This window comes from Paraburkholderia metrosideri (assembly GCF_904848625.1).
In the GTDB taxonomy this organism is placed as follows: domain Bacteria; phylum Pseudomonadota; class Gammaproteobacteria; order Burkholderiales; family Burkholderiaceae; genus Paraburkholderia; species Paraburkholderia metrosideri.
Genome location: NZ_CAJHCP010000002.1, coordinates 78,328 through 99,576, shown reverse-complemented (window position 1 = coordinate 99,576; position 21,249 = coordinate 78,328). Strand labels below are relative to the sequence as shown.

The window sequence follows — 21,249 nt, the reverse complement described above, 5'->3', positions numbered from 1 at the left end:
TGCCGCGTATTGCAATGGCACCAGCAACACGGCGCGCCTACGATTTACAGCAGTCTACCTAGCAGAAAACCGACACCGACGGCGATCACCAACGCACCGAGCGGATTGTTGCGAGCCGTTTCAGCGATCTGCTCGACACTGTCGCCATATTTCGCCTGCGCCTTGCCCGCCACCTGACGGGCTTTGCCCTCGGCCTGCAAGTCGAGATCGCCGGTGAGTCCACCCACGGCGTCCTGCACCTTGCCTGCTGCATCGTTGAGGGTTCCGTCGAGCTGGTTTGAATTCATCGTTATTCTCCTTGAACTGAATGATCAGGCAGTCGCCAGCGCAGGGCCGGCGTGGTCTGCAAGCACGTTATGTTTGCCTATCTTTTGAGGCGGTCGCGCACGGCGTCCGCTGCTTCGCCAATCTTGCTCTGCATCTTGCCAGCCAGCTTTTCTGCCGCCCCTTCGGCCTGGGTCGTCCGGTTGCCGGTGACCTTGCCCATCGCTTCCTTCACGGAGCCTTTGACCTGTTTCGCTGCGCCTTCCACACGATTCTTGTCCATGACGGTTTCCTAAAACGGTTGAGTTACAAACAAGCGACGCCACGCACGCTGCGGTTTCCTGACGTATAGCCGCTTTCGCGCCGGCATTCGACGACAGGCTGATCGCCCCGCGTTGTCCTGTTTGCGTCAATGTCCTTGCGCGGTCGCGGTGACACATCGTTACACGATGTATCCGAACCGCAAATCGCCCGTACCGCCTCCGCGAATAGTTTTGCTTTCCGCGAACCACAATCGGTCAGCTTTTCGGTTAAGCACACTTCGTTCCTGGCCGGATATCGACGTCAAGACATGAAGACGAGACGTGAGCCCTTTATGTGAACGCATGCGCCTGAAGTGTGAGATAACACCTCTGTTTTAGCCGCACGGCTTCGGCTATGTGGGCAGCGAGGACTGCCCAATTAGATGCATCGGCCATGCTAAAGCATCACGCAAGACGACGACGCCAATCGGCAATTATCACGCGATCTTCGGACGAAATAGCGCGCGCAACACGCACACAGTCGGCAAGAAATACAACGAAGGAGTCAAAGCGATGTTCGATCGCACCGCATTGCGCGGCGCTGATGGCCTAGAGGTAGGCAGGCACGTTCGCGGGCCTGCACGCGCACCTGAGGCAATCCGGCAGCCCGCCTGACGCAAACCCCACCTGGCGGGCGCAAAGAGAAAGCGCTACCTCATCCCTGTTCCGCACCCAACCCAGCGAGCGGATGCGCTTCGCTCTTCCATGGCGAAGTCAAAAAATATCTGACGCGTTCGGGCCGCACTTGCGCAAGCGTGGCAGGCGCCCAGCGGCTTCGCCGATCCTTATCGATCAACTGGGCCCTCACGCCTTCGCAAAAATCGCCCTCCTCGATCACGCGTTTGACGATGCCCAGTTCCATCCGGAAACACTCGGCGAGCGTCATCTGGCGGCCGCGCAACAACGCCTCGCGCGTGACGTAAAGCATGGTAGGCGAATGGCTGACCATCGCGTCGTAAGTGGCTTGCAGCCACTGCTTCACTTCGCGCGGCGGCTCGCGTTCCAGTTCATGCCGCAATGTCGCAACGATCCGTTCGACGCTCGAACGCCGGTCGAAGTGCCGCACGATCGACTGCGTAAGCGACCCTAGCGCTGCGTGTGGAATGATGTTGCACGGTGGCTCGAACACTGCGCGCAACGCGGCCATCAGATCGCCGTCATGCGGCATCCGCTGCAATCGCGTTTCAAAACTGGCGAGCCATTCCGCAGGCACGCACAGGTCGGCGAGTTGCAGGCGCAACGCATCGGCACCGGACAACGTCGCGCCGGTCAGTCCGACATACAACTCGACTTCCGCCTGCATGACGCTCAGAAAACGCGTCGCGCCGACGTCCGGTAGAAAGCCGATGCGCGTCTCCGGCATCGCGATCCTGCTGCGTTCCGTGACGATCCGCAGCCGCGCCGCCTGACCCAGGCCCATGCCGCCGCCCATCGTAATACCGTCGAGCAGCGCGACGACTGGCTTCGGAAACGTATGCAGCGCGTAGTCGAGCCGGTACTCGTCGACGAAGAACGCGAGCCACCGGTGATCGCCGCTCTTCGCGAGGCGATGCACTTCGCGCACATCGCCACCCGCGCAAAAGCCCTTGGCGCCCGCGCCTTTCAACACCAGCGCGACGATGCCGCTGTCAGTGCGGCAATGCTCGACCAGCACGGCGAGCTCGCGCACCATCGCGTGCGATAGCGCATTGAGCGCCGCCGGCCGGTTAAGCGTGATGATGGCTACACGGTTGACGACGCGAAACAGAATGTCGCGCTCCGTCTCCACGGTGGTGTCAGGTGCGGCGCTTTGCACGGCGCTCATTAACGGGTCTCCTGGCGGGTGAGTGTCGTGCAACTGCGGTATGCGGTCGGCCGGATCTGCGCGTCCGGTCTGCCTGAAACGTCGCACAGGTCTTCGAATTCGAATATCACGCGCTGCCGTCCTTGAGGTTTTTTTCGTCCTGACGATACAGCTTGATCACCGCCGAAAAGTCCAGACGTCCCGCGCCTTTTGTGCTCATTGTCTGATAAAGCTGCTGCGCGAGCGCACCGAGATAAACCGGTTGACGCGCGGATTTCGCGGCGTCGGTGGCCAGTCCCAGGTCTTTGAGCATCAGATCGGTGCCAAAGCCGCCGCTGTACCCGCGCGTGGAGGGCGCGGTTTCGATGACGCCAGGCATTGGGTTATAGGTGTCCGAACTCCAGCAACGCCCCGTCGATGTATTGATGATGCCGCCCAGCACTTTCATATCGATACCGAGCGCTTCGCCGAGCGCCATCGCTTCGGACACACCCGCCATCGTGATACCGAGCACGAGGTTATTGCAGATTTTTGCGACCTGTCCCGTTCCGGTATCACCGCAATGGACGATGTTCTTGCCCATCGCCGACAACACGGGTTTGACATGTTCATACGCGCTTGCACTGCCGCCGACCATGAACGTCAGCGTGCCCGCCGCCGCGCCACTCGTGCCGCCCGACACCGGCGCGTCGACGAAGGTGTTGCCATGCTGTGTGGCGAGTTCGGCGAATGCCTTCACACTGACGGGATCGATGGTGCTCGAATCGATGATCGTCACGCCTTTGCCGATGCCCGCGAACACGCCGTCATCCGATGTCAGCACGCTGCGCACATGAGCGGCCGCCGGCAACATCGTGATCACGTATTCCACGCCCGCGACCGCCGCCTTCGGTGAGGCGCCCGCTTTTGCGCCCGCGTCGACCAGCGCCTGCACCGCCTGCGCGTTGAGGTCGAATACGTTGACCGCGTGTCCCGCCTTGAGCAGGTTGTGCACCATCGGCGCACCCATGTTGCCGAGTCCGATAAAGCCTATTTTCATGATGTCGTCTCCGTTACTGGCTGGCTGGCGGACCTGCTCAACGCAGGCTGATCGTCGTGTTGACGCCGTCGTTGACGGTATCGTCGTCGAACCAGCGGGCGGTGACGGTCTTGGTCTGCGTATAGAACTGAACGACCTGTTTGCCATACGGGCCGAGATCCCCGAGCTTCGATCCGCGCGAGCCGGTGAAGCTGAAAAACGGCACCGGCACAGGAATCGGAATGTTGATACCCACCTGACCGATATCGATTTCGCTCTGGAATTTACGCGCCGCCGCCCCGCTCTGTGTGAACAGACCCACGCCATTGCCGAATGGATTGCGATTGACGAGTGCGATGGCATCGTCGAGCGTGGCGACGTTCAGTACGACGAGCACCGGCCCGAAAATTTCGGTGCGGTAGATCTGCATCTCCGTCGTCACGTCGGTGAACACGGTCGGGCCGATGAAATTGCCTTCTTCGTAGCCTGATACCTTGACGTCACGGCCGTCGAGCGCAAGCGTCGCGCCTTCAGTGACGCCCGTTTCGATCAGCCCGAGAATGCGTTGCTTCGCCGTGCGCGAAACGACCGGACCGATATCCGTATTCGGTTCGCTGCCTGCATTGACCTTTAGTGTCTTTGCCTTCGCGACGAGATCGGGTAGCCAGTTCTGCGCCGCGCCCACCAGCACCACCGCCGACGTCGCCATGCAACGCTGCCCTGCCGCGCCGAACCCTGCGCCCGCGAGCGCGTTCAAGGTTTGCTCACGATTCGCGTCGGGCAGCACGACCGCGTGATTCTTCGCGCCCATCATCGACTGCACGCGCTTGCCGTGTTCGCTGCCGAGGCGATACACATGCGTGCCGACCGCTGTCGAGCCAACAAACGAAATCGCCTTCACCAGTTCGTGCGAGCACAGCGCATCGACCACTTCCTTGCCGCCGTGCACGACGTTCAGCACGCCCTTCGGCACCCCGGCTTCGAGCGCGAGTTCGACCAGTTGCATCGTCGACAGAGGGTCCTGTTCCGACGGCTTCAGCACGAATGTATTGCCGCACACAATCGCCATGGGGAACATCCACAACGGGATCATGGCGGGGAAATTGAATGGCGTGATGCCGGCGCACACGCCGAGCGGCTGACGCAGCGTGTAGGTGTCCACGCCACCCGCCACGTTCTCCGCAAATTCGCCCTGCTGCAACGTGCCGATCGAACACGCATGTTCGACCACTTCGAGTCCGCGGAAAATATCGCCTTCAGCATCGGGAATCGTCTTGCCTTGCTCCGCGCTCAACGTTTTTGCAATGCGCGGCATATGCTCGCGAATCAACGCCTGGTACTTCAGCATGATGCGCATCCGCGCGCCGACCGGTGTGTCCTTCCACGTCTTGAATGCCGCGTGTGCGCTACGGATCGCTGCGTCGACCTCGTCGACGGTGGCGAACGGCACGCGCGCCAGCACCTGCTGGGTCGCGGGGTTGACGATGTCGCGCCATTCGGCGCTCTTCGATTCGACGAACTCACCGTTGATCAGCAGCTTGACGGTGGCAATCGAATGGGCGGTGGCGGCATCGTGCCCGGCATGGTTCGAAGCAATTGTGCTCATGCTGAAACTCCTGTGCAGTGGCCGCGCGGCGGCGGCACAATCATCAGAGAAAAAATCAACGCAGATCGGGGAAATCCTCTTCCCAGTATTCGTCGGGCAGACGCGCGGGTTCCGCAGCGCGTTCCATTTCGCGGCGTCGCAATTCGACGCGGCGAATCTTGCCGGAGATGGTTTTCGGCAGATCGCTGAATTGCAGACGGCGAATCCGCTTGTACGGCGCGAGTTTTTCGCGCGAGAACGCGAACACGGCGCGCGCCAGTTCGGGGCCTGCTTCGTAGCCCTGCCGTACCGTGACGAACGCCTTGGGCACCGACAGACGCAACGCGTCGGCACTCGGCACCACGGCAGCTTCGCCGATCGCCTCGTGTTCGATCAGCACGCTTTCGAGTTCGAACGGACTCAACCGGTAATCGGACGATTTGAATACGTCATCGGCGCGGCCGACGTACACGTAGTAGCCGTCGTCGCGACGCATCGCGACATCGGACGTGCGGTAGAAACCGTTGCGCATCGCCTGAGCGGTGGCATTGGCGTTGTTCGCGTAACCGGTCATCAAACCTAGCGGGCGTTCAGCAAGCGGCAGCGCGATTTCTCCTTCGCTGACAGGTTGATCGTCGGCGTCGAGCAATTCGATCCGGTAGCCTGGCAGCGGACGTCCCATCGAACCCGCCACCACCGTTTGCCCGGGTGAATTGCCGATCTGACAGGTGGTTTCGGTCTGACCGAAGCCATCGCGAATCGTGATGCCCCACGCGTGTTTCACGCGTTCGATGATCTCCGGATTCAACGGTTCGCCCGCGCCGACAATTTCACGCAATCTGACCGGATAGTCGGCAAGCGGCTCCTGTACCAGCATGCGCCACACGGTGGGCGGCGCGCACAGCGTGGTCACGTTGAAACGGACCAGTACGTTCAGCGTGTCTTTGGGCACGAAGCGCGGAAAGTTGAACACGAACACGCAGGCCTGCGCATTCCACGGCGCGTAAAAGCAACTCCATGCATGCTTGGCCCAACCCGGCGAACTGATATTCCAGTGGATGTCATTGGTCTTCAGACCGATCCAGTACATCGTCGACAGATGCCCGACCGGATAACTCTGATGCGTGTGCTCGACCAGCTTGGGTTTGGAGGTGGTGCCCGAGGTGAAGTACAGCAGCATGGGATCCGTGGCGAGCGTGACACCGTCTGGCGTGAATTCCGGCGACGCGTGACAGGCCGCGCCCAGATCGATCCAGCCTTCACGTGGCGTGCCCACGGAAAAGCGTGTCAGCGGCACGTCGAGCGTGTCGAATTTGCTCAACTCCGCGCTATCGATCACCGCGAACTTCGCGCCGCCAATCTGCACGCGGTCGCGCACGTCGTCGGCGGAAAGCTGGGTGGTGGCGGGTAGCACGATCGCGCCGAGTTTCATGGCGGCGAGCATGACGTCCCACAGTTCGACGCGGTTTGGCAGCATCAGCAGCAGGCGGTCGCCGCGGCCGACGCCCGCGTCGCGCAGGAAGTTCGCCATCCGCGCCGAGCGCTCCGACATCTGCGCGTACGACAGACGCAGGCCGTCACTCGCGGGATCATCGACAATCCACAGCGCGCGGTTGTCGTTACCGCGTGCGATCACATCGAAGTAGTCGAGCGCCCAGTTGAATTCGCCTAATACCGGCCACGTGAATTCGCGATACGCGCGGTCGTAGTCGGTTCGATGGCGCAACAACAGATCGCGCGCGTCGAAGAAGGCTTTCGCTGCAGTCATCGTCTCGTCTCCTGATGGCGCGGTATGAACTCCGCTTTTATATGCCGCTTCTGATCCTGCTTGTGATCCTGCTTGTGAACCTGCTTGTGTGCTGCGTTGTGTGCCGTTTGTCGTGCCGTTTTTACGCGGTTCCATGCGCGCCCGTTCATCCACACCTTGAGCCGTTCGTGCGCTGCCGGCACTTTGTCCGTGCCCCGCCCGAGCGTTGCGAGCACCGCGCGCTCCGCTTGTGAACGACACCCAAGCGTACCCACCAAGCTATTTTGCGCTCAAAACACAGTCCAATTCGCGTTTAAAGATTTCGCGCGATCACCATCCGCTGCACTTCGCTGGTTCCTTCGTAGATCTGCGTAATGCGCGCATCGCGATAGTGACGCTCCACGGCGTAGTCCTCGAGATAACCATAACCGCCGTGAATCTGAATCGCTTTCGAACAGACCTCCTCCGCCAGTTCCGATGCAAACAGCTTGGCCTGCGACGCTTCCGACAGGCACGGCAAGCCTTCCGTGCGCAGCCGCGCCGCGTGATGCACGAGCAGGCGCGCGGCATTCAAACGCGTGGCCATGTCGGCGAGCATCGTGGCGATGGCCTGATGGTCCTTCAGCGGCTTGCCGAACTGGACGCGCTCGCCCGCATAGCGACGCGCGGCATCAAACGCGGCGCGCGCGATGCCGACCGCCTGCGCAGCAATGCCGATGCGCCCGCCTTCGAGATTCGACAACGCAATCCGCAGGCCGTCGCCCGCTTCGCCGAGCAGATTGGCCTGCGGCACAGCGCAATCGTCGAGTGAAATCGGGCAGGTGTCGGACGCGCGAATGCCGAGCTTGTGTTCCGGTTTGCCGACATTGAAGCCAGGCGTAGCGGTCGGCACGATGAACGCCGACAGGCCGCGCTTGCCGAGTTCGGGATCGGTGACCGCAAACACGATCGCCAGGTTCGCGCGTGAGCCGTTAGTCACGAATTGTTTGTTGCCGTTGAGAACCCACATGCCGTCCCGCAACACCGCGTGGGTGCGCAGGTTGTGGGCCTCGGAGCCGGCCTGCGGCTCGGTCAGGCAGAACGCGCCAAGCTGGCGGCCCGTGGCCAGGTCTTCCAGGTAGCGCTCTTTCTGCGCGTTGCTGCCGAAGTTGAGGATCGGTCCGCAGCCGACCGAGTTGTGCACGCTCATCAGCGTCGCACAGGACGCGCAGCCCGCGGCGATCTCTTCGATGGCGAGCGCGTAGGCCACGTAGTCGGTATAGGAACCGCCCCACTCCGCAGGCACGATCATGCCGAGAAAGCCGAGTTCGCCCATCTGCGTGACGACGCTCGCGGGCAGTTGCGCGTCGCGGTCCCATTGCCCGGCGTTGGGGGCGAGCTGTTCAGTGGCGAAGTCGCGAGCGGCGTCGCGGATCATCCGTTGTTCGTCGGTGTAGAAGCTGTCCATGGGCTCGGTCCTGTCTGTACGTGGGATCGCGGCTCGCGCGCCGCTTTGCGATGATCCGCGATGCATGGATGCAGCCCACCCGCGATCTCCTGCGGGCAAGTTTAAGCAAGCCATCACTCACCTTCGATGCTCAGGCCGATCATTCTGGCTGAGCGCTTTTGCCATACTGGTACGATGGATACAGAGTAAAAACCGTGATTTCAAGGACTTGGCAGATCGCAATAGGGAAAACACTGAGCGCTTTTGCCAGCTTCGCCAGCTTTGCCACTTTTATCAGCCTTGCCAGACAAGCTACTCATTGATGAAGAACGATAAGGGCACGATTTCCGTCAGCCTGGTCGAAGAGACCCTGGCGCTCGCCCAGGCACGCGGCTTCGATGCGCGCCCGCTTGCCGAGTCCATCGGCATTGCTGCGTCGATGCTGGCGTCGCCGAAAAGCCGGGTCACGCCGGCGCAATACGGCGCGTTGTGGGTCGGCATTGCACGCGCACTGGACGACGAGTTTTTCGGGCAGGATTCGCATCGCATGAAAAGCGGCAGCTTCGTCGCCATGACGCGCATGGCGCTGAGCGCGCGCAATGGTGCGCAGGCGCTATCGCGCGCGGTGGGGTTCATGCGGCTGGTGCTGGACGATCTCGGCGCGCGGGTCGACGTGCAGGGCGAGCCAGGCACGCCACGCGTGCGGCTCAGATTCGTCGAGCGCGAAGGCACGCCGGCGCCAGCCATGTTCGCTTATGCGACTTACTTCATCCTTGTCTACGGGCTGGTGTGCTGGCTGGTCGGGCGGCGCATTCCGTTGCTCGAAGCACGCTTTCGCTGTGCCGCGCCGCCCGCCGCGCACGAATACCGGCTGATGTTCTGCGATCACATGAGGTTCGATCAGGCCGACTCGTATGTCGATCTCGCGCCTGATTTTCTCGACCTGCCGGTGATTCAGACCACCCGCTCGGCGAGGGTTTTTCTGCGCGACGCGCCCGGCAGCTTCATCGTCAAGTATCGCAATGCCGATTCGCTGGCGGCGCGCGTGCGCAAGCTGCTGCGCGCCATGCCAATGGCCGCCTGGCCCGCCGCCGATCAGATGGCCGCCCGTCTGCACGTCGCCGAGGCCACGCTGCGGCGGCATCTGAAGCACGAAGGCTATACGTATCAGTCGATCAAGGACGACCTGCGGCGCGACATCGCCATCGGCGAACTGCAAGGCACCCGGCGGACCATTGCCGACATCGCGAGTGCAGTCGGCTTTGCGGAGCCGAGTGCGTTTCATCGCGCGTTTCGCAAATGGACCGGGATGCGGCCAGGGGACTACCGGCCTGCGCACGAACCCTTGCCGATGCCTGCGGATCAGTCAGACCGGCAACCGAAGCATCCCACTCGGCAGCGGGATTTCACGCGTCGCGTCGAATCGGACTAAGCTGTAAGGATCAGGCCAGCAGCTTTCCCAGGGTATCGGCCCGCGCCCGTCGATCACGGTCGATGCTGCGCGGCAGCCGTCAGCGATGAGTACGTATCCGCGTCTCCCGTTCCGGCAGTCTGGTTCGCGTATTTCGCTTATCCGTGGCGATGTCGTGAGCCGGTTAATGCGCGGTTTGACCGCGCTGGGCATCCTGTTGACGTTCGCATTCGCATCGTGCGAATCCTCCGTGCCGCTGCACGCGGCGGTTGCACCGAATAGCGTCGTCATCGTTCCGGTGAACGGCGCAATCGGTCCGGCGAGTGCCGATTTCATCGTACGCAGTCTGCAACGCGCCGCTGAACAACGCGCGCAACTCGTGGTGCTGCAACTCGACACACCAGGCGGCCTGGATACGTCGATGCGGCAGATCATCAAGGCGATTCTCGGCTCACCTGTTCCAGTGGCCACATTCATTGCGCCAGGGGGCGCACGCGCGGCGAGTGCCGGGACCTATATCGTCTACGCCAGTCATATCGCGGCGATGGCGCCGGGGACGAATCTCGGTGCGGCAACGCCGATTCAGATGGGCATGGGCGGAGCGGAGCCGCCCGGCGGTAACGGAATGCCAGGGCTGCCGGCCGGCGGCAAGCCGGGACTGCCGGATGCAGACGGCGCAGCCACCGCGGGCGCGGGTGGCCATGCAGGCGCCAGTGCGAACGCGAGCGACTCGGCCGCGACGGCCCCGGCCTCTGCCGCCGCCCTTCCCCTCGATACCCAATCCACCGAGCTACGCAAACAGGTTCATGACGCCGCCGCCTACATCCGCGGCCTCGCGCAGATGCGCGGGCGCAACGCCGCGTGGGCCGAGCGTGCGGTCCGCGAAGCCGTCAGCCTGTCAGCGGAAGAAGCACTTGCGCAGCACGTGGTCGATCTGATCGCGCGCGACGTACCCGATCTGCTGCGCCAGGTGAACGGCCGCACAGTCGCCACCGTCAGCGGCAACGTCACCCTCAGCACCGCCCACGCGCCGCTCGTCAGCGTCGAACCCGACTGGCGCAGCCGCTTCCTTGCGGTGATTACCGATCCCAACGTTGCGCTGGTCCTGCTGATGATCGGCATGTACGGCCTGTTCTTCGAATTCGCCAATCCGGGCTTTGTGCTGCCCGGTGTGGTCGGCGCAATCAGCCTGCTGCTCGGGCTCTTCGCGATGCAGATGCTGCCGGTCAACTACGTCGGGCTTGGCCTGATCTTTCTTGGCATCGCGTTCCTGATCGGCGAGGCGTTTCTGCCGACCTTCGGTTCGCTCGGGTTCGGCGGCGTGGTCGCGTTCGTGATCGGCGCCATGATGCTGATGGACACCGACGTGCCCGGCTACGGCATTCCGCTGCCAATGATCGCCGCCGTCGTCGTATTCAGCGTGGTGTTCGTGCTGGGTGTGTCGAGGCTCGCGTTGCGCGCCCGGCGCCGGCCGGTGGTGACGGGTTCGGAGGCGCTGATTGGCAGCCTCGGCGTGGTGCTCGACGGCGGTGTGCAAGCGGAAAGCCTCAACCCCGCCACGGCCGGCGACGTCTCCGGCGCGGCGGTCAATAACGCTGTCAGCCCCGCTGCCAGCAACGCGCCCGACAGCGCCCCAGCCGGCTGGGCACGCGTGCACGGTGAACGCTGGCGGGTGTCCAGCGCGGCCCCGCTCGCTGCGGGCCAGCCGGTGCGCGTGACCGCACGGCACGGGCTCACGCTGACCGTGGTGCCGGTCGTGCCCCAAGCGCCGGCGTCTTCCGTCGCGCCTGCCGCGCCCGCGTCACGTGGAGAGGCACAACAAGGAGAACCCTCATGATCGGTTTCACATTCGGCTTCACCAGCATTCTGATTCTGCTGGCGGCCGCGCTGATTGCCTCGTCGATCAAGATTTTCCGCGAGTACGAACGCGGTGTGGTGTTCATGCTCGGGCGCTTCTGGAAGGTCAAGGGACCGGGACTCGTGCTGATCATCCCCATCGTGCAGCAATCGGTGCGCATGGATCTGCGCACCGTCGTGTTCGACGTGCCGCCGCAGGACGTGATCACGCGCGACAACGTCTCGGTGAAAGTCAACGCGGTGGTGTATTTCCGCGTGGTCGATCCGGAGAAAGCGGTGATTCAGGTCGCGCGCTACTTCGAGGCAACCAGCCAGCTTTCGCAGACCACGTTGCGCGCGGTGCTCGGCAAACACGAACTCGACGAACTGCTCGCCGAACGCGAACAACTGAACGCGGATATCCAGAAAGTGCTCGACGCGCAAACGGATGCGTGGGGCATCAAGGTCTCGATAGTCGAGATCAAACACGTGGACATCAACGAAACGATGATCCGCGCGATTGCCCGCCAGGCCGAAGCCGAGCGCGAGCGGCGTGCCAAGGTGATTCACGCCGAAGGCGAATTGCAGGCCTCGCAGCATCTGCTGGAGGCGGCGCAGACGCTCGCGAAGCAGCCGCAGGCGATGCAATTGCGCTATCTGCAAACGCTCACGACGATTGCCGCCGATAAGAACTCGACGATTGTTTTCCCGCTGCCGATCGATCTGCTGAGCGCGGTGCTGGATCGTTTCACCAAACCGTCGACGTGATGAACGGCAGGCGTCGCCTCACCCTTTGGATCAGCCAGTGAAATGCTGCATTGCCTTACATCGCCTTACTCGCGATGTAGCCGAAAACTAAAATAAAAGGGTCATCTTTAACCGCTCCCCAGGAGCCCATCATGAAAATCGCTTATCGAGTTGGATTCGGCGCATTGCTCGTCGCCGTGAGTATGGGCAGCGCGTTTGCGCAGAGCCTCACCCAGTCGTCCGATCCATCGGCGCCGAAAACGCGTGCACAGGTACGCGCCGACCTGGCCGACTGGCGCGCGGCCGGCTACGATCCGCTGGACTGGATCGACTATCCGCAGAACGCGCAGCGCGCGGGCCGCATTGTCGCGGCACGGCGCGCGCAGCAGGCCGGCTCGACGAGTACACAGTAACGCTCGCATGGCCATGAGCCGCGGGTCGGCCGCCTGTGACTGCCAAAGTCGCAGGCGGCGCTGCTTCGGCGTGCCTTGTTCCTGTTCCGGGCTCGGGCATCCGCATCGTCCACATCATCACAATGGCCTTGTGCCCACCGCGTCCGCGCTGGCAAGGTATCATCTCGCCCCTTCGTCCTTTATCCCGCTGCCTGACTTCAAACGATGCCAATCTGGGTTGATGCCGACGCCTGTCCGGTCGTAATCAAGGACATGCTGTATCGCGCCGCGCGCCGCACCGGCATGCCGCTGACGCTGGTTGCCAATGCGTTTCTGCGCGTGCCGCCGTCGCCGCTGATCCGCGCGATCCAGGTGCCGGCCGGTTTCGACGCCGCCGACAATCTGATCGCCGAACGCGTCAATGCAGGCGATCTCGTGATTACCGCCGACATCCCGCTCGCCGCCGCCGTCCTCGCGAAGCACGCGCAGGCGCTCGACCCACGCGGCAACTGGTACACGCCCGGCACGATCGAAGAACGGCTGCGCATGCGCGCGATGCTCGACCAGTTGCGCGGCAGCGGCGTCGATACGGGCGGCCCCGCCGCTTTCAGCCCGCGCGACAGCAAAACCTTCGCGGGCGAACTGGACCGCTGGCTGGCGCGGCAGCCCGCCCGCTCTGATGCGCCGACGCCACACTCTCCCGACGAACCACCGGATTCTTAAGCTTAAACGCGCGAGTTCGACCACCTGATACGGTGCCGGGCCGTCAATCGTGATTACAATCCCGCCGTAACCCTGCGGTCGCGACCGTGCGACGGTGGCCGTTACCCCGTTGCCGTTATCCAGCGCCGAACGCGGACGGCTCGCCCGGCGCCGGTTCGCTACAGATTTCGCGGCGGGATTGCCCGTCTCAACCACAAGAAACGCTTTCTGAACAACGAGAGACCCGCCTCATGGACTCGATAAAACGCTACTTCGGCTTCGACGCCGCCGGCACCAACCTGCGCACGGAAGTGCTCGCGGGCGTGACGACCTTCCTGACGATGGCTTACATCATCTTCGTCAATCCCGCGATTCTCGGCGACGCGGGCATGCCGAAAGACTCGGTGTTCGTCGCGACCTGTCTGGTGGCCGCGCTGGCCTCGCTGATCATGGGCTTCTATGCGAATTACCCGATCGCGCTCGCGCCTGGCATGGGTCTGAATGCGTACTTCGCGTACACCGTCGTGAAAGGCATGGGTTTCACGTGGCAGGCCGCGCTCGGCGCGGTGTTCATCTCGGGCTGCCTGTTCCTGATCGTTACGCTGTTCCGCGTCCGCGAGGTGATCGTCAAAGGCATTCCGCATTCGATACGGATCGCAATCACGGGCGGTATCGGGCTGTTCCTTGCGATCATTTCGCTGAAAACGGCGGGCGTCGTGGTCGGCAATCCGGCAACGCTCGTCACGCTCGGCAACCTGCATGACCCGCACGTGATTCTCGCGATCATCGGCTTCTTCACGATCGTCACGCTCGACTATCTGCGCGTGCGCGGCGCGATCCTGATCGGCATTGTCGGCGTGACCGTGCTGAGCTTTTTCTTCGGCGGCAATCAGTTTCACGGCATCATTTCCGCGCCGCCGTCCATTTCACCGACGCTGTTCCAGCTCGACATTCGCGGCGCGCTGTCCGCTGGCGTGCTGAACGTGATCCTGATTTTCTTCCTCGTCGAACTGTTCGATGCGACCGGCACGCTGATGGGCGTGGCCAATCGCGCGGGGCTGCTGGTCGAAGGCAAGATGCACCGGCTGAACCGCGCGCTGCTCGCCGATAGCACCGCGATTCTGGCCGGCTCGATGCTGGGCACGTCGTCGACTACGGCGTATATCGAAAGCGCGTCGGGTGTGCAGGCGGGTGGCCGCACCGGCGTCACGGCGATCACCGTCGCCGTGCTGTTCCTCGCGGCGCTGTTCTTCGCACCGCTCGCCGGCGTGGTGCCCGGCTATGCGACCGCACCGGCGCTGCTGTACGTGTCGTGCCTGATGCTGCGCGAAATGCTCGACCTGCCGTGGGATGACGCCACCGAAGTCGTGCCGGCCGCACTCACCGCCCTGCTGATGCCGTTCACCTATTCGATCGCCAATGGTGTCGCGTTCGGCTTCATCTCGTACGCGGGTCTGAAGCTGCTGACCGGCCAGGCGCGCAAGGTCAAGCTGGTGGTGTGGATCATCGCGGCGATTTTCCTGTTCCGTTATTTCTATCTGGGCAGCGAATAAGCGGTAAGAATCGCGGTCTGTCGTGATGGATGGCGATGCCCAATTGCAGTCGGGCACCGTTTATCATCCGGTGACTGGCAGGAAACTCTGGAAGAACGGTCGACCTGGTCATAGGAGTCCCCGCATGTCCTACAGCCACCCCAGCCGCACCGCGGATCGTTACACCACCGCCGCGATTTTCTTTCACTGGATCATTTTTCTGCTGGTCGCGCTCGCCTATCTGGCGATCGAAGTCCGTGGCCCGCGAGGCTCGGACAGCCGGACCTTCTGGAACGGCATCCACTTCTGGGCCGGCACGCTCGTGCTGGCACTATCCGTTCTGCGCGTGCTATGGCGGCTGTGGGCTGGCGCGCCCGCTGAACTCGAACACAATCGGCTGGTCACGTTTCTGGCGCGCGCCGCGCATCTGCTGCTTTACCTCTTCATCTTCGTGCAGCCGCTGCTCGGTATCCTGATGATCAACGCGGGCGGACGACCTGTGTCGCTTGCGTGGACCAATATCAGCTTTACGCTGGTGAGCGCGGATTCGATCGCGCGGCCCCTGCTGAGAGACGCGCACGAGTGGCTCGGCAATGCGTTCTATTGGGTGATCGGTTTGCACGCGCTGGCGGCGATCGCACATCACGTGATATTCAAGGATCGGACGCTGCGGCGGATGATGTGAGTTGGTGCGAGAACTGCGCGCGGCAGAAGACGCCTGCCAATGACGCGCGCTCAACATAAATTTCGGTTGGGAAGCGGCGCACAAAATGTCTCCGTGCGCGCCGAAAAGCCAGCGGAACACATCACCGCCGGCGGTCTCAAGCAGAGTGTTGAGAGCTAACGCCGCGCCCGGGTTTTCAGAACCCTGTCACGCCTGGTGCGACGTGGTTCCAGCCTGCGCCTGATCGAGTGCAGCGTGCGCAGATAGAAATCAGGCACCCAGTCATCAACTCAGTTACGCCAGTTCGCCTCGTAAAACCGCACGTAACCGCTCCTGAGCACCAGACATTGCGCGCGCGTTTCCGACAGCAAACGACGCGTGGCCGCTTCGATCCGCGAACGGTGCGCGTCGAACGCGTCGACCATATCTTCGAGCCTCGGGGATGCCGCACCGAAATGATCTTCGAGCGCCTCGGCCGTGATCATGCATTCCACCCTCTGCCCATCGACCATCGCCGGGAACGCCAAGGTGAGTTCGCGCCCTGAATATTCAGGAGTTTCATTGGGGAAAAGGATCTGCATGGGAGTTCACCTGAAAGTTAGGTGCTGCGCATGATGTCGCGTGGTAATGCGCACGCCGGTTGCATCTGATCGCGCCTGCAGCTATCGCCTCCTTGTCCTGTGCTGGCGACGCGGGCTCATCACCTCGACGTGAGGACGCTGTGATTCGCGCCCTGCGGAGGTGAATTGATTCACTGTAGACGAGTTCGGGCGCGGCGCAAGTTTTCCTTTGTGCATGCGTTATTTTGGTGCTGTGCCCGATTTTTTCCGTGCCGCCGGTGCGCGGTCTCGGTCTTTTCCCTGCCGTGCACAACGCGATTCGTCCTGTAATATCGGTATTCAGCTGCGAGCGCGCATGTTGCGCTGCGGCATCGAACGACGGGCCAAGCACCCGCTGCGCGTCCGATCAACGGAGACATGCCTTGACTCATCGTCCAGCCTCGCCGGCCAGCATCGGTCGGCCTGAAGTCATCGCGCAAGCTCACGCGCGCTCGCTCGAAATCGGCCTGCGCGCGTCGGAAACGCCGGATTTTCATCCGTTGCGGCGGGTCGCGCTACGCGAGTTGGTCGAACGCAATCAGTCGCTTTACATTCACGCGCTTCCTGTCATGGAAACGCTGCACGCGCAGATCGTCGACACGCAGAGCATGGTGCTGCTCACCGACAGTCACGGCGTGATCCTCCACAGTCTCGGCGACAGCGATTTCGTCGAGAAGGCTAATCGCGTCGCGCTGTGTCCGGGCGTGTCGTGGGCCGAAGCGGATCGCGGCACCAACGCGATCGGCACGACACTCGTCGACGGACAGCCGACGGTCGTGCACGCGGGCGAACATTTTCTCCACGCTAACCGGATTCTCACCTGCTCGTGCGCACCGATTGCGGACCCGTTCGGGCGCACCATCGGCGCGCTCGACGTGAGCGGCGACACGCGCGGTTTTCATAAGCACACACTCGCGCTGGTGAGAATGTCCGCACAGATGATCGAAAATCATCTGTTCTCCAATCAATTCGCCGATGCGATCCGCGTGCACTTTCACGCACGTGCGGAATTTATCGGCACGCTGTTCGAAGGGCTCGCGGCGTTTGCGCCGGACGGCACGTTTTTGTCGGCGAATCGCAGTGCGCTGTTTCAATTCGGTCAGCCGCTCGAGCAATTACAAAAGCAACCGTTCGATGCGTTGTTCGGTATCGCGTTCGCCCGCTTATTGCAGCAGATCACGCGCGCGCCCGGCGAAAGCATCACGTTGACGCTGCAAAGCGGTGTGCGCGTGGTGGCGCGCGGCGAATATGCGGCACCGCGTTATGTCGCGCCAGCGGAGGATCTGGCGGGCTTCGCGCCGCGCCAGACCGGCCCCGCCAGCACGCGTCCGAGCACGCGATCCGCAGAGGCGCCACCTGCGCCCCCCGCCACACTCGACACGCTCGATACCGGTGACGCCCAGGTCGCCACGATCCTGCGGCGCGTCGCGAAACTGCGTGGCCGCGATATCCCGATGCTGGTGCTCGGCAAAACCGGTACCGGCAAGGAGTGGCTCGCGCGCGCGATCCATCACGATTCCCCGCGACGGGCCGCGCCCTTTGTCGCGCTGAATTGCGCGTCCTTGCCCGATACGCTGATCGAAGCGGAGTTATTCGGTTACGAGGACGGCGCGTTCACCGGGGCGAAAAAGCGCGGCAGCGTCGGCAAGATCGTGCAGGCCGACAGCGGCACGCTGTTCCTCGATGAAATCGGCGACATGCCGCTTGCGCAACAGGTGCGTCTGATGCGCGTGCTGCAGGAGCGCACGGTCGTGCCGCTCGGTGGCACTCGCGCGATTCCCGTCGATCTGCGCATTATTTGCGCGACCCACCGCAACTTGCGCGAGATGATCGAAGCGGGCACCTTCCGCGAAGATCTGTATTACCGGATCAACGGGCTGGTCGTGACCTTGCCGCCATTGCGCGAACGCACCGATCTGGCCGCGCTCGTCACGCGCATCCTGGCTATGCAGTCCGACGGCGAACGCCTGCCGACGCGTGTGTCGGATGAGGTGCTGGAGCGGTTTGAACGGTGCCGCTGGCCGGGGAATCTGCGGCAACTGGCCAACGTGCTGCGTACCGCGAGCATCATGGCCGAAGGGGCGGAACAGATCGAGGTCGAGGATTTGCCGGACGATTTCTTGCAGGATTGTATGGGCGTCGATGCCGCTGCGGCGCCGGCGGCTGCGTCTTCAAATCAGGATGAAGACTGCGCTGGTCGCCCTGTGGCGTCTGCCCAGAAAAACACCTCGGCCCGGATGGAGGACTGGCAGACCACGTTGATCGCGCAGACGCTTGCGCGGCTCGACGGCAATGTGTCGGCGGCGGCACGCGAGTTGGGGCTGGCACGCAATACGGTGTACCGGTACTTGCGCCGTGCCGCCCCCGCGCATTGAACGCGGTGGCGTGCGAAGGCGACGGCTTGTATTGCATTACGCTGCGGACGTTGCGAAATGTGATCGCTGAATGACCGCTGATCCCGTGTAAAGTGTCGCGCACGCAGCCACTCACGCCACACGATGTCCGACCCTACCCGCCCGCCTCTCGTTCGCATCGAGCCGCTCGGCCAGAGCTTCGAAGCGCCCGACTCGCTGACCATTCTCGAAGCTGCCGGATTCGCGAATCTGCGTCTGCCGCGCTCATGCCGCAACGGTACGTGCAGAACCTGTCTCTGCAAGATGACGGCGGGACGCGTGCGCTACACGATCGAATGGCCCGGTCTCAGCCGCGAAGAAAAAGCAGACGGATATATCCTGCCGTGCGTGGCGATAGCCGAAACCGACGTGGTGATAGAAGCACCGGACACCGTCGACTTATCGCCATCGAAATGAATGATGCAGCGGGCGTCGTCATGCAAACCGCGCGCCGCCCATCGAACTGCGAGAAGCGTGAGCGCGATGGTCAGCGTTAGCGCCCGTTGCCCAATGCACGGGCGATTTTCCTGTCGGTGTTGTACTGGCTCAATGCATAGACGGACCAGATCGCAGCCGGAATCCAGCCGATCAGCGTGATCTGCAAAATCAGGCAGATGACGCCCGCGAACGGGCGCCCGATCGTGAAAAACTGAAACCACGGCAGAATGATGGCAAGCAATAAACGCATTCAGATGTCCTGTTCATAAGCGTGGCAGCGTGCGTTCTTTGCGTGTTCATTAGTAGCAGATGCAACGACGATTCCAAACGGAACACGATGTCATCGCATGCGCCCGAATGAAGCGAACGCGCGCGCCGGGTTAAATCGGTGCGAAGCGTGGCACCTTGACGCCATCTTTTTCGACCAGCTCGAAAAATACCGAGGCGGGACGCGTCCAGATCGTACCATTGCTGGCTTTGTAGACGATCATCGTGATCGTCGGGTCAGACTCGAGCGTGGCCTCGCAGATGTGCTCGTAAATGCCGCCTTTGTAGTGCCGGTATTGCACCATGTTTCACCTCGTCGAATGATTGAAAACAGTCGTGTATGCGGAGCGTCGTGCTCTGCTGGACGATCGTCTGAATGTTTTTGCGGGGCGGAGTTTTTCGGCGTTTGCGGCAAGTGCGGCAAGTGCGGCAAGTGCGGCAAGTGCGGCAAGTGCGGCAAGTGCGGCAAGTGCGGCAAGTGCGGCAAGTGCGGCCATTAGCGTAATGGGTCTCTGGGCCTCTGCCAGGAAGCCGTTCTCGCTTGTCGCGTCGGAACACTTGATCGATCGCCACATTCCCCGCAACGTGCCATGACCCACGCTCGGGGAAAGCGTTCTGCCGCAGCCTTAGCCCGCCTCTTTCATCTGTTTCAGAATCTTGTAGACGGTAGCGCGGCCCATCGTCAGCACGGCGGCCACGTAGTTCGCGGAACTGCGTCCGCGAAACGCGCCCTGCGCATGCAGCGCCTCGACGATTTCGCGCTTGTGTTCGCGCGTGAGCGCATTGATGCCGATCTGCCGCTCGCGCAACCAGTTGTGCAGGTACGTATTGATGCGGTCCTGCCAGTCGTCGCGAAACAGGTCTTCGGCGGGCGCATCCGTCAGACTGCCGCCCTTGATGAACAGATCGAGCGTCGAACGCACGTCCTCGAACACGGCGATATTGAAGTTGATGCACAGCATGCCCGCCGGCTTGCCGTCGTCATCGAACAGGATGTTGCTCACGCAGCGCATGCGCCGGCCATCCCAATTGAGCTTTTCGTATGGACCGATCATGCGGCCGCGCGCCGCAAAGAGCACGTCGTCCAGCACCGACCGGCTACCCACTTCGAGCCTCGACAGGTTGTTGGCCACATACGCAACGGTCTGTTGACGCAAGTCGTGAATCACCACTTCGGCGCATGGGTAGAAGAGCGCGGCGATGCCGTCGGCGATCGGAGCGTAGCGCTCCAGCAGCAGGTCTTTCACAGGAGGCACGTTGGTCTTGCGCATTAAAATCGACTCGACATTGTAGCCACGTCGCCCCGCCACGGCGACCTCTGCGCCGCTCGCGCGCTCAAAAAAGCGGCGGTGCTGGTTCTGCAGCGTGCTCGATGCGCGCTCGATGCACGGCTAACGGGTTCTGGTGGCAAGCGCGCGGCGCGAGCGCGATGCAAACACCCCCACACTCGCTTCACGTTCGCCGCGATTTTTGTCCACGTGGCGACGCTTTTTTTTTCGTGCGATAAGAGAACCATCTATTTCATGGAGCAACAGATGGCCACGCTCGAAGCGTTTCGCGCCGTGCTCGACGACGAGGGCACGCCGGAGATCATTCGCAATCACATCATCGACTCGCTGCAGTACGCGCTGCGAAATTACGGCCAGGTTTTCACGTCGAAGGAAGTCGAATGGCTGGCCAAATGGGACGACGCGCGCATTCCGCTCGCGGCGTCGCGCGAATTGCAGAAGCGCGTTGCTGAAACCTCCCGCTGACACGGCAGCGGGCGGCCGCCTCTCCGGCGATTTGCGCCCGCGCCATCGCGGTGCGTCCGCTGCCCGGCATCCGCTGATGCGCGGCGCGCCGTCAACAGCACGCGGCACCGCACCTGAAGCCCCGCCTGGCGGGAGGTGTGCGCTTGCCCGGAAGTTTTTGCTATCCAATTAAGCCCATTTAGTGCATCATATGGGGAATAGTTGTGCCCCGCATTCGTAGCACCGGCAGTATCTGGCAACAGCAGTTTGGCAACTGCGGGCAACCGCGGGCAGTCTCAAACCGGCATCTCCGCACCACCCCCGACTGTTCGACCGCCGCTCGTCGGCGATCCCGTCACTCCGGCAATGCGCCGCATGCATTCGCCGTCGCGAGTTGTGCAGCTGAGTGT

21 protein-coding genes are annotated in these 21,249 nt (G+C 62.5%); 10 read left to right on the top strand and 11 right to left on the bottom strand.

The genetic code is table 11. From position 1 onward, the window contains the following. Positions 1 to 44 precede the first annotated feature (44 nt). The 7 genes from LMG28727_RS03450 to LMG28727_RS03420 all read right to left on the bottom strand — a co-directional run bounded on the left by LMG28727_RS03450 (position 45) and on the right by LMG28727_RS03420 (position 8,146). Positions 45 to 287 (bottom strand): CsbD family protein, encoded by a 243-nt coding sequence (locus LMG28727_RS03450; protein WP_201640919.1) that lies wholly within the window; start codon positions 285 to 287, stop codon positions 45 to 47. 77 nt (positions 288 to 364) lie between these two features. Continuing rightward, positions 365 to 547, bottom strand: a complete 183-nt coding sequence (locus LMG28727_RS03445) for a CsbD family protein (protein WP_201640918.1) — start codon at positions 545 to 547, stop codon at positions 365 to 367. A gap of 674 nt (positions 548 to 1,221) precedes the next feature. Continuing rightward, the gene (locus LMG28727_RS03440) at positions 1,222 to 2,370 is read right to left on the bottom strand and encodes an enoyl-CoA hydratase/isomerase family protein (RefSeq protein WP_201640917.1); all 1,149 of its coding nucleotides are present in this window, start codon (positions 2,368 to 2,370) and stop codon (positions 1,222 to 1,224) included. 106 nt (positions 2,371 to 2,476) lie between these two features. Beyond that, positions 2,477 to 3,388, bottom strand: a complete 912-nt coding sequence (gene mmsB, locus LMG28727_RS03435; protein WP_201640916.1) for a 3-hydroxyisobutyrate dehydrogenase — start codon at positions 3,386 to 3,388, stop codon at positions 2,477 to 2,479. A gap of 37 nt (positions 3,389 to 3,425) precedes the next feature. Beyond that, positions 3,426 to 4,973: a CoA-acylating methylmalonate-semialdehyde dehydrogenase gene (locus LMG28727_RS03430; protein WP_201640915.1), complete on the bottom strand. Its 1,548-nt coding sequence runs from the start codon at positions 4,971 to 4,973 to the stop codon at positions 3,426 to 3,428. 55 nt (positions 4,974 to 5,028) lie between these two features. After that, a complete protein-coding gene (locus LMG28727_RS03425) occupies positions 5,029 to 6,720 on the bottom strand; it encodes an AMP-binding protein (protein WP_201640914.1) in 1,692 nt (563 codons plus the stop codon). 292 nt (positions 6,721 to 7,012) lie between these two features. Further along, positions 7,013 to 8,146 carry an acyl-CoA dehydrogenase family protein gene (locus LMG28727_RS03420; protein ID WP_201640913.1) on the bottom strand — a complete coding sequence of 378 codons (1,134 nt, stop codon included), beginning with the start codon at positions 8,144 to 8,146 and terminating at the stop codon, positions 7,013 to 7,015. A gap of 301 nt (positions 8,147 to 8,447) precedes the next feature. Here LMG28727_RS03420 and LMG28727_RS03415 point away from each other — a divergent pair, with 301 nt between their 5' ends. The 7 genes from LMG28727_RS03415 (at position 8,448) to LMG28727_RS03385 (ending at position 15,430) form a co-directional block, all read left to right on the top strand. Beyond that, positions 8,448 to 9,557 carry an AraC family transcriptional regulator gene (locus LMG28727_RS03415; RefSeq protein ID WP_201640912.1) on the top strand — a complete coding sequence of 370 codons (1,110 nt, stop codon included), beginning with the start codon at positions 8,448 to 8,450 and terminating at the stop codon, positions 9,555 to 9,557. 85 nt (positions 9,558 to 9,642) lie between these two features. Further along, entirely contained in the window at positions 9,643 to 11,373 is a 1,731-nt protein-coding gene (locus tag LMG28727_RS03410; RefSeq protein WP_201640911.1) for an NfeD family protein, read from the top strand. Further along, entirely contained in the window at positions 11,370 to 12,140 is a 771-nt protein-coding gene (locus LMG28727_RS03405) for a slipin family protein (RefSeq protein WP_201640910.1), read from the top strand. The genes LMG28727_RS03410 and LMG28727_RS03405 overlap by 4 nt, the downstream gene beginning before the upstream one ends. 131 nt (positions 12,141 to 12,271) lie before the next feature. Further along, positions 12,272 to 12,532: a DUF4148 domain-containing protein gene (locus tag LMG28727_RS03400; protein ID WP_201640909.1), complete on the top strand. Its 261-nt coding sequence runs from the start codon at positions 12,272 to 12,274 to the stop codon at positions 12,530 to 12,532. Positions 12,533 to 12,736: 204 nt separating this feature from the next. After that, the gene (locus tag LMG28727_RS03395; RefSeq protein ID WP_201640908.1) at positions 12,737 to 13,234 is read left to right on the top strand and encodes a YaiI/YqxD family protein; all 498 of its coding nucleotides are present in this window, start codon (positions 12,737 to 12,739) and stop codon (positions 13,232 to 13,234) included. Positions 13,235 to 13,464: 230 nt separating this feature from the next. Further along, positions 13,465 to 14,766, top strand: a complete 1,302-nt coding sequence (locus LMG28727_RS03390) for an NCS2 family permease (RefSeq protein ID WP_201640907.1) — start codon at positions 13,465 to 13,467, stop codon at positions 14,764 to 14,766. Between the two features lie 124 nt (positions 14,767 to 14,890). Then, positions 14,891 to 15,430, top strand: a complete 540-nt coding sequence (locus LMG28727_RS03385) for a cytochrome b (RefSeq protein ID WP_201640906.1) — start codon at positions 14,891 to 14,893, stop codon at positions 15,428 to 15,430. 269 nt (positions 15,431 to 15,699) lie between these two features. Here the strand turns inward: LMG28727_RS03385 and LMG28727_RS03380 are convergent, their stop codons facing one another. After that, on the bottom strand, positions 15,700 to 15,990 hold the full coding sequence (locus LMG28727_RS03380) for a DUF1488 family protein (protein ID WP_201640905.1): 291 nt from the start codon (positions 15,988 to 15,990) through the stop codon (positions 15,700 to 15,702). Positions 15,991 to 16,391: 401 nt separating this feature from the next. Between LMG28727_RS03380 and LMG28727_RS03375 the strand changes: the two genes are divergently transcribed. Together LMG28727_RS03375 and LMG28727_RS03370 are read left to right on the top strand one after the other, a co-directional pair. Beyond that, on the top strand, positions 16,392 to 18,383 hold the full coding sequence (locus LMG28727_RS03375) for a sigma-54-dependent Fis family transcriptional regulator (RefSeq protein WP_201640904.1): 1,992 nt from the start codon (positions 16,392 to 16,394) through the stop codon (positions 18,381 to 18,383). A 123-nt stretch (positions 18,384 to 18,506) separates the two neighbouring features. Next, a complete protein-coding gene (locus LMG28727_RS03370) occupies positions 18,507 to 18,818 on the top strand; it encodes a 2Fe-2S iron-sulfur cluster-binding protein (RefSeq protein ID WP_201640903.1) in 312 nt (103 codons plus the stop codon). 76 nt (positions 18,819 to 18,894) lie between these two features. Here the strand turns inward: LMG28727_RS03370 and LMG28727_RS03365 are convergent, their stop codons facing one another. From LMG28727_RS03365 to LMG28727_RS03355, 3 genes are all read right to left on the bottom strand, one after another. After that, positions 18,895 to 19,089, bottom strand: coding sequence for a YqaE/Pmp3 family membrane protein (locus tag LMG28727_RS03365; RefSeq protein WP_201640902.1), 195 nt, complete (start codon positions 19,087 to 19,089; stop codon positions 18,895 to 18,897). A gap of 130 nt (positions 19,090 to 19,219) precedes the next feature. Continuing rightward, positions 19,220 to 19,411: a DUF1653 domain-containing protein gene (locus tag LMG28727_RS03360; protein WP_201640901.1), complete on the bottom strand. Its 192-nt coding sequence runs from the start codon at positions 19,409 to 19,411 to the stop codon at positions 19,220 to 19,222. 321 nt (positions 19,412 to 19,732) lie between these two features. After that, on the bottom strand, positions 19,733 to 20,377 hold the full coding sequence (locus tag LMG28727_RS03355; protein WP_201640900.1) for a helix-turn-helix transcriptional regulator: 645 nt from the start codon (positions 20,375 to 20,377) through the stop codon (positions 19,733 to 19,735). A gap of 264 nt (positions 20,378 to 20,641) precedes the next feature. On the opposite strand from LMG28727_RS03355, the gene LMG28727_RS03350 reads away from it, so the two are divergent. Next, the gene (locus tag LMG28727_RS03350; protein WP_201640899.1) at positions 20,642 to 20,860 is read left to right on the top strand and encodes a hypothetical protein; all 219 of its coding nucleotides are present in this window, start codon (positions 20,642 to 20,644) and stop codon (positions 20,858 to 20,860) included. Positions 20,861 to 21,249 lie beyond the last annotated feature (389 nt).

Excerpts from the sequence above, each read along its gene's own strand:
- LMG28727_RS03450 (WP_201640919.1), bottom strand. The coding sequence starts at position 287 with ATGAATTCAAACCAGCTCGACGGAACCCTCAACGATGCAGCAGGCAAG.
- LMG28727_RS03445 (WP_201640918.1), bottom strand. The coding sequence starts at position 547 with ATGGACAAGAATCGTGTGGAAGGCGCAGCGAAACAGGTCAAAGGCTCC.
- LMG28727_RS03440 (WP_201640917.1), bottom strand. The coding sequence starts at position 2,370 with ATGAGCGCCGTGCAAAGCGCCGCACCTGACACCACCGTGGAGACGGAG.
- mmsB (WP_201640916.1), bottom strand. The coding sequence starts at position 3,388 with ATGAAAATAGGCTTTATCGGACTCGGCAACATGGGTGCGCCGATGGTG.
- LMG28727_RS03430 (WP_201640915.1), bottom strand. The coding sequence starts at position 4,973 with ATGAGCACAATTGCTTCGAACCATGCCGGGCACGATGCCGCCACCGCC.
- LMG28727_RS03425 (WP_201640914.1), bottom strand. The coding sequence starts at position 6,720 with ATGACTGCAGCGAAAGCCTTCTTCGACGCGCGCGATCTGTTGTTGCGC.
- LMG28727_RS03420 (WP_201640913.1), bottom strand. The coding sequence starts at position 8,146 with ATGGACAGCTTCTACACCGACGAACAACGGATGATCCGCGACGCCGCT.
- LMG28727_RS03415 (WP_201640912.1), top strand. The coding sequence starts at position 8,448 with ATGAAGAACGATAAGGGCACGATTTCCGTCAGCCTGGTCGAAGAGACC.
- LMG28727_RS03410 (WP_201640911.1), top strand. The coding sequence starts at position 9,643 with ATGAGTACGTATCCGCGTCTCCCGTTCCGGCAGTCTGGTTCGCGTATT.
- LMG28727_RS03405 (WP_201640910.1), top strand. The coding sequence starts at position 11,370 with ATGATCGGTTTCACATTCGGCTTCACCAGCATTCTGATTCTGCTGGCG.
- LMG28727_RS03400 (WP_201640909.1), top strand. The coding sequence starts at position 12,272 with ATGAAAATCGCTTATCGAGTTGGATTCGGCGCATTGCTCGTCGCCGTG.
- LMG28727_RS03395 (WP_201640908.1), top strand. The coding sequence starts at position 12,737 with ATGCCAATCTGGGTTGATGCCGACGCCTGTCCGGTCGTAATCAAGGAC.
- LMG28727_RS03390 (WP_201640907.1), top strand. The coding sequence starts at position 13,465 with ATGGACTCGATAAAACGCTACTTCGGCTTCGACGCCGCCGGCACCAAC.
- LMG28727_RS03385 (WP_201640906.1), top strand. The coding sequence starts at position 14,891 with ATGTCCTACAGCCACCCCAGCCGCACCGCGGATCGTTACACCACCGCC.
- LMG28727_RS03380 (WP_201640905.1), bottom strand. The coding sequence starts at position 15,990 with ATGCAGATCCTTTTCCCCAATGAAACTCCTGAATATTCAGGGCGCGAA.
- LMG28727_RS03370 (WP_201640903.1), top strand. The coding sequence starts at position 18,507 with ATGTCCGACCCTACCCGCCCGCCTCTCGTTCGCATCGAGCCGCTCGGC.
- LMG28727_RS03365 (WP_201640902.1), bottom strand. The coding sequence starts at position 19,089 with ATGCGTTTATTGCTTGCCATCATTCTGCCGTGGTTTCAGTTTTTCACG.
- LMG28727_RS03360 (WP_201640901.1), bottom strand. The coding sequence starts at position 19,411 with ATGGTGCAATACCGGCACTACAAAGGCGGCATTTACGAGCACATCTGC.
- LMG28727_RS03355 (WP_201640900.1), bottom strand. The coding sequence starts at position 20,377 with ATGCGCAAGACCAACGTGCCTCCTGTGAAAGACCTGCTGCTGGAGCGC.
- LMG28727_RS03350 (WP_201640899.1), top strand. The coding sequence starts at position 20,642 with ATGGCCACGCTCGAAGCGTTTCGCGCCGTGCTCGACGACGAGGGCACG.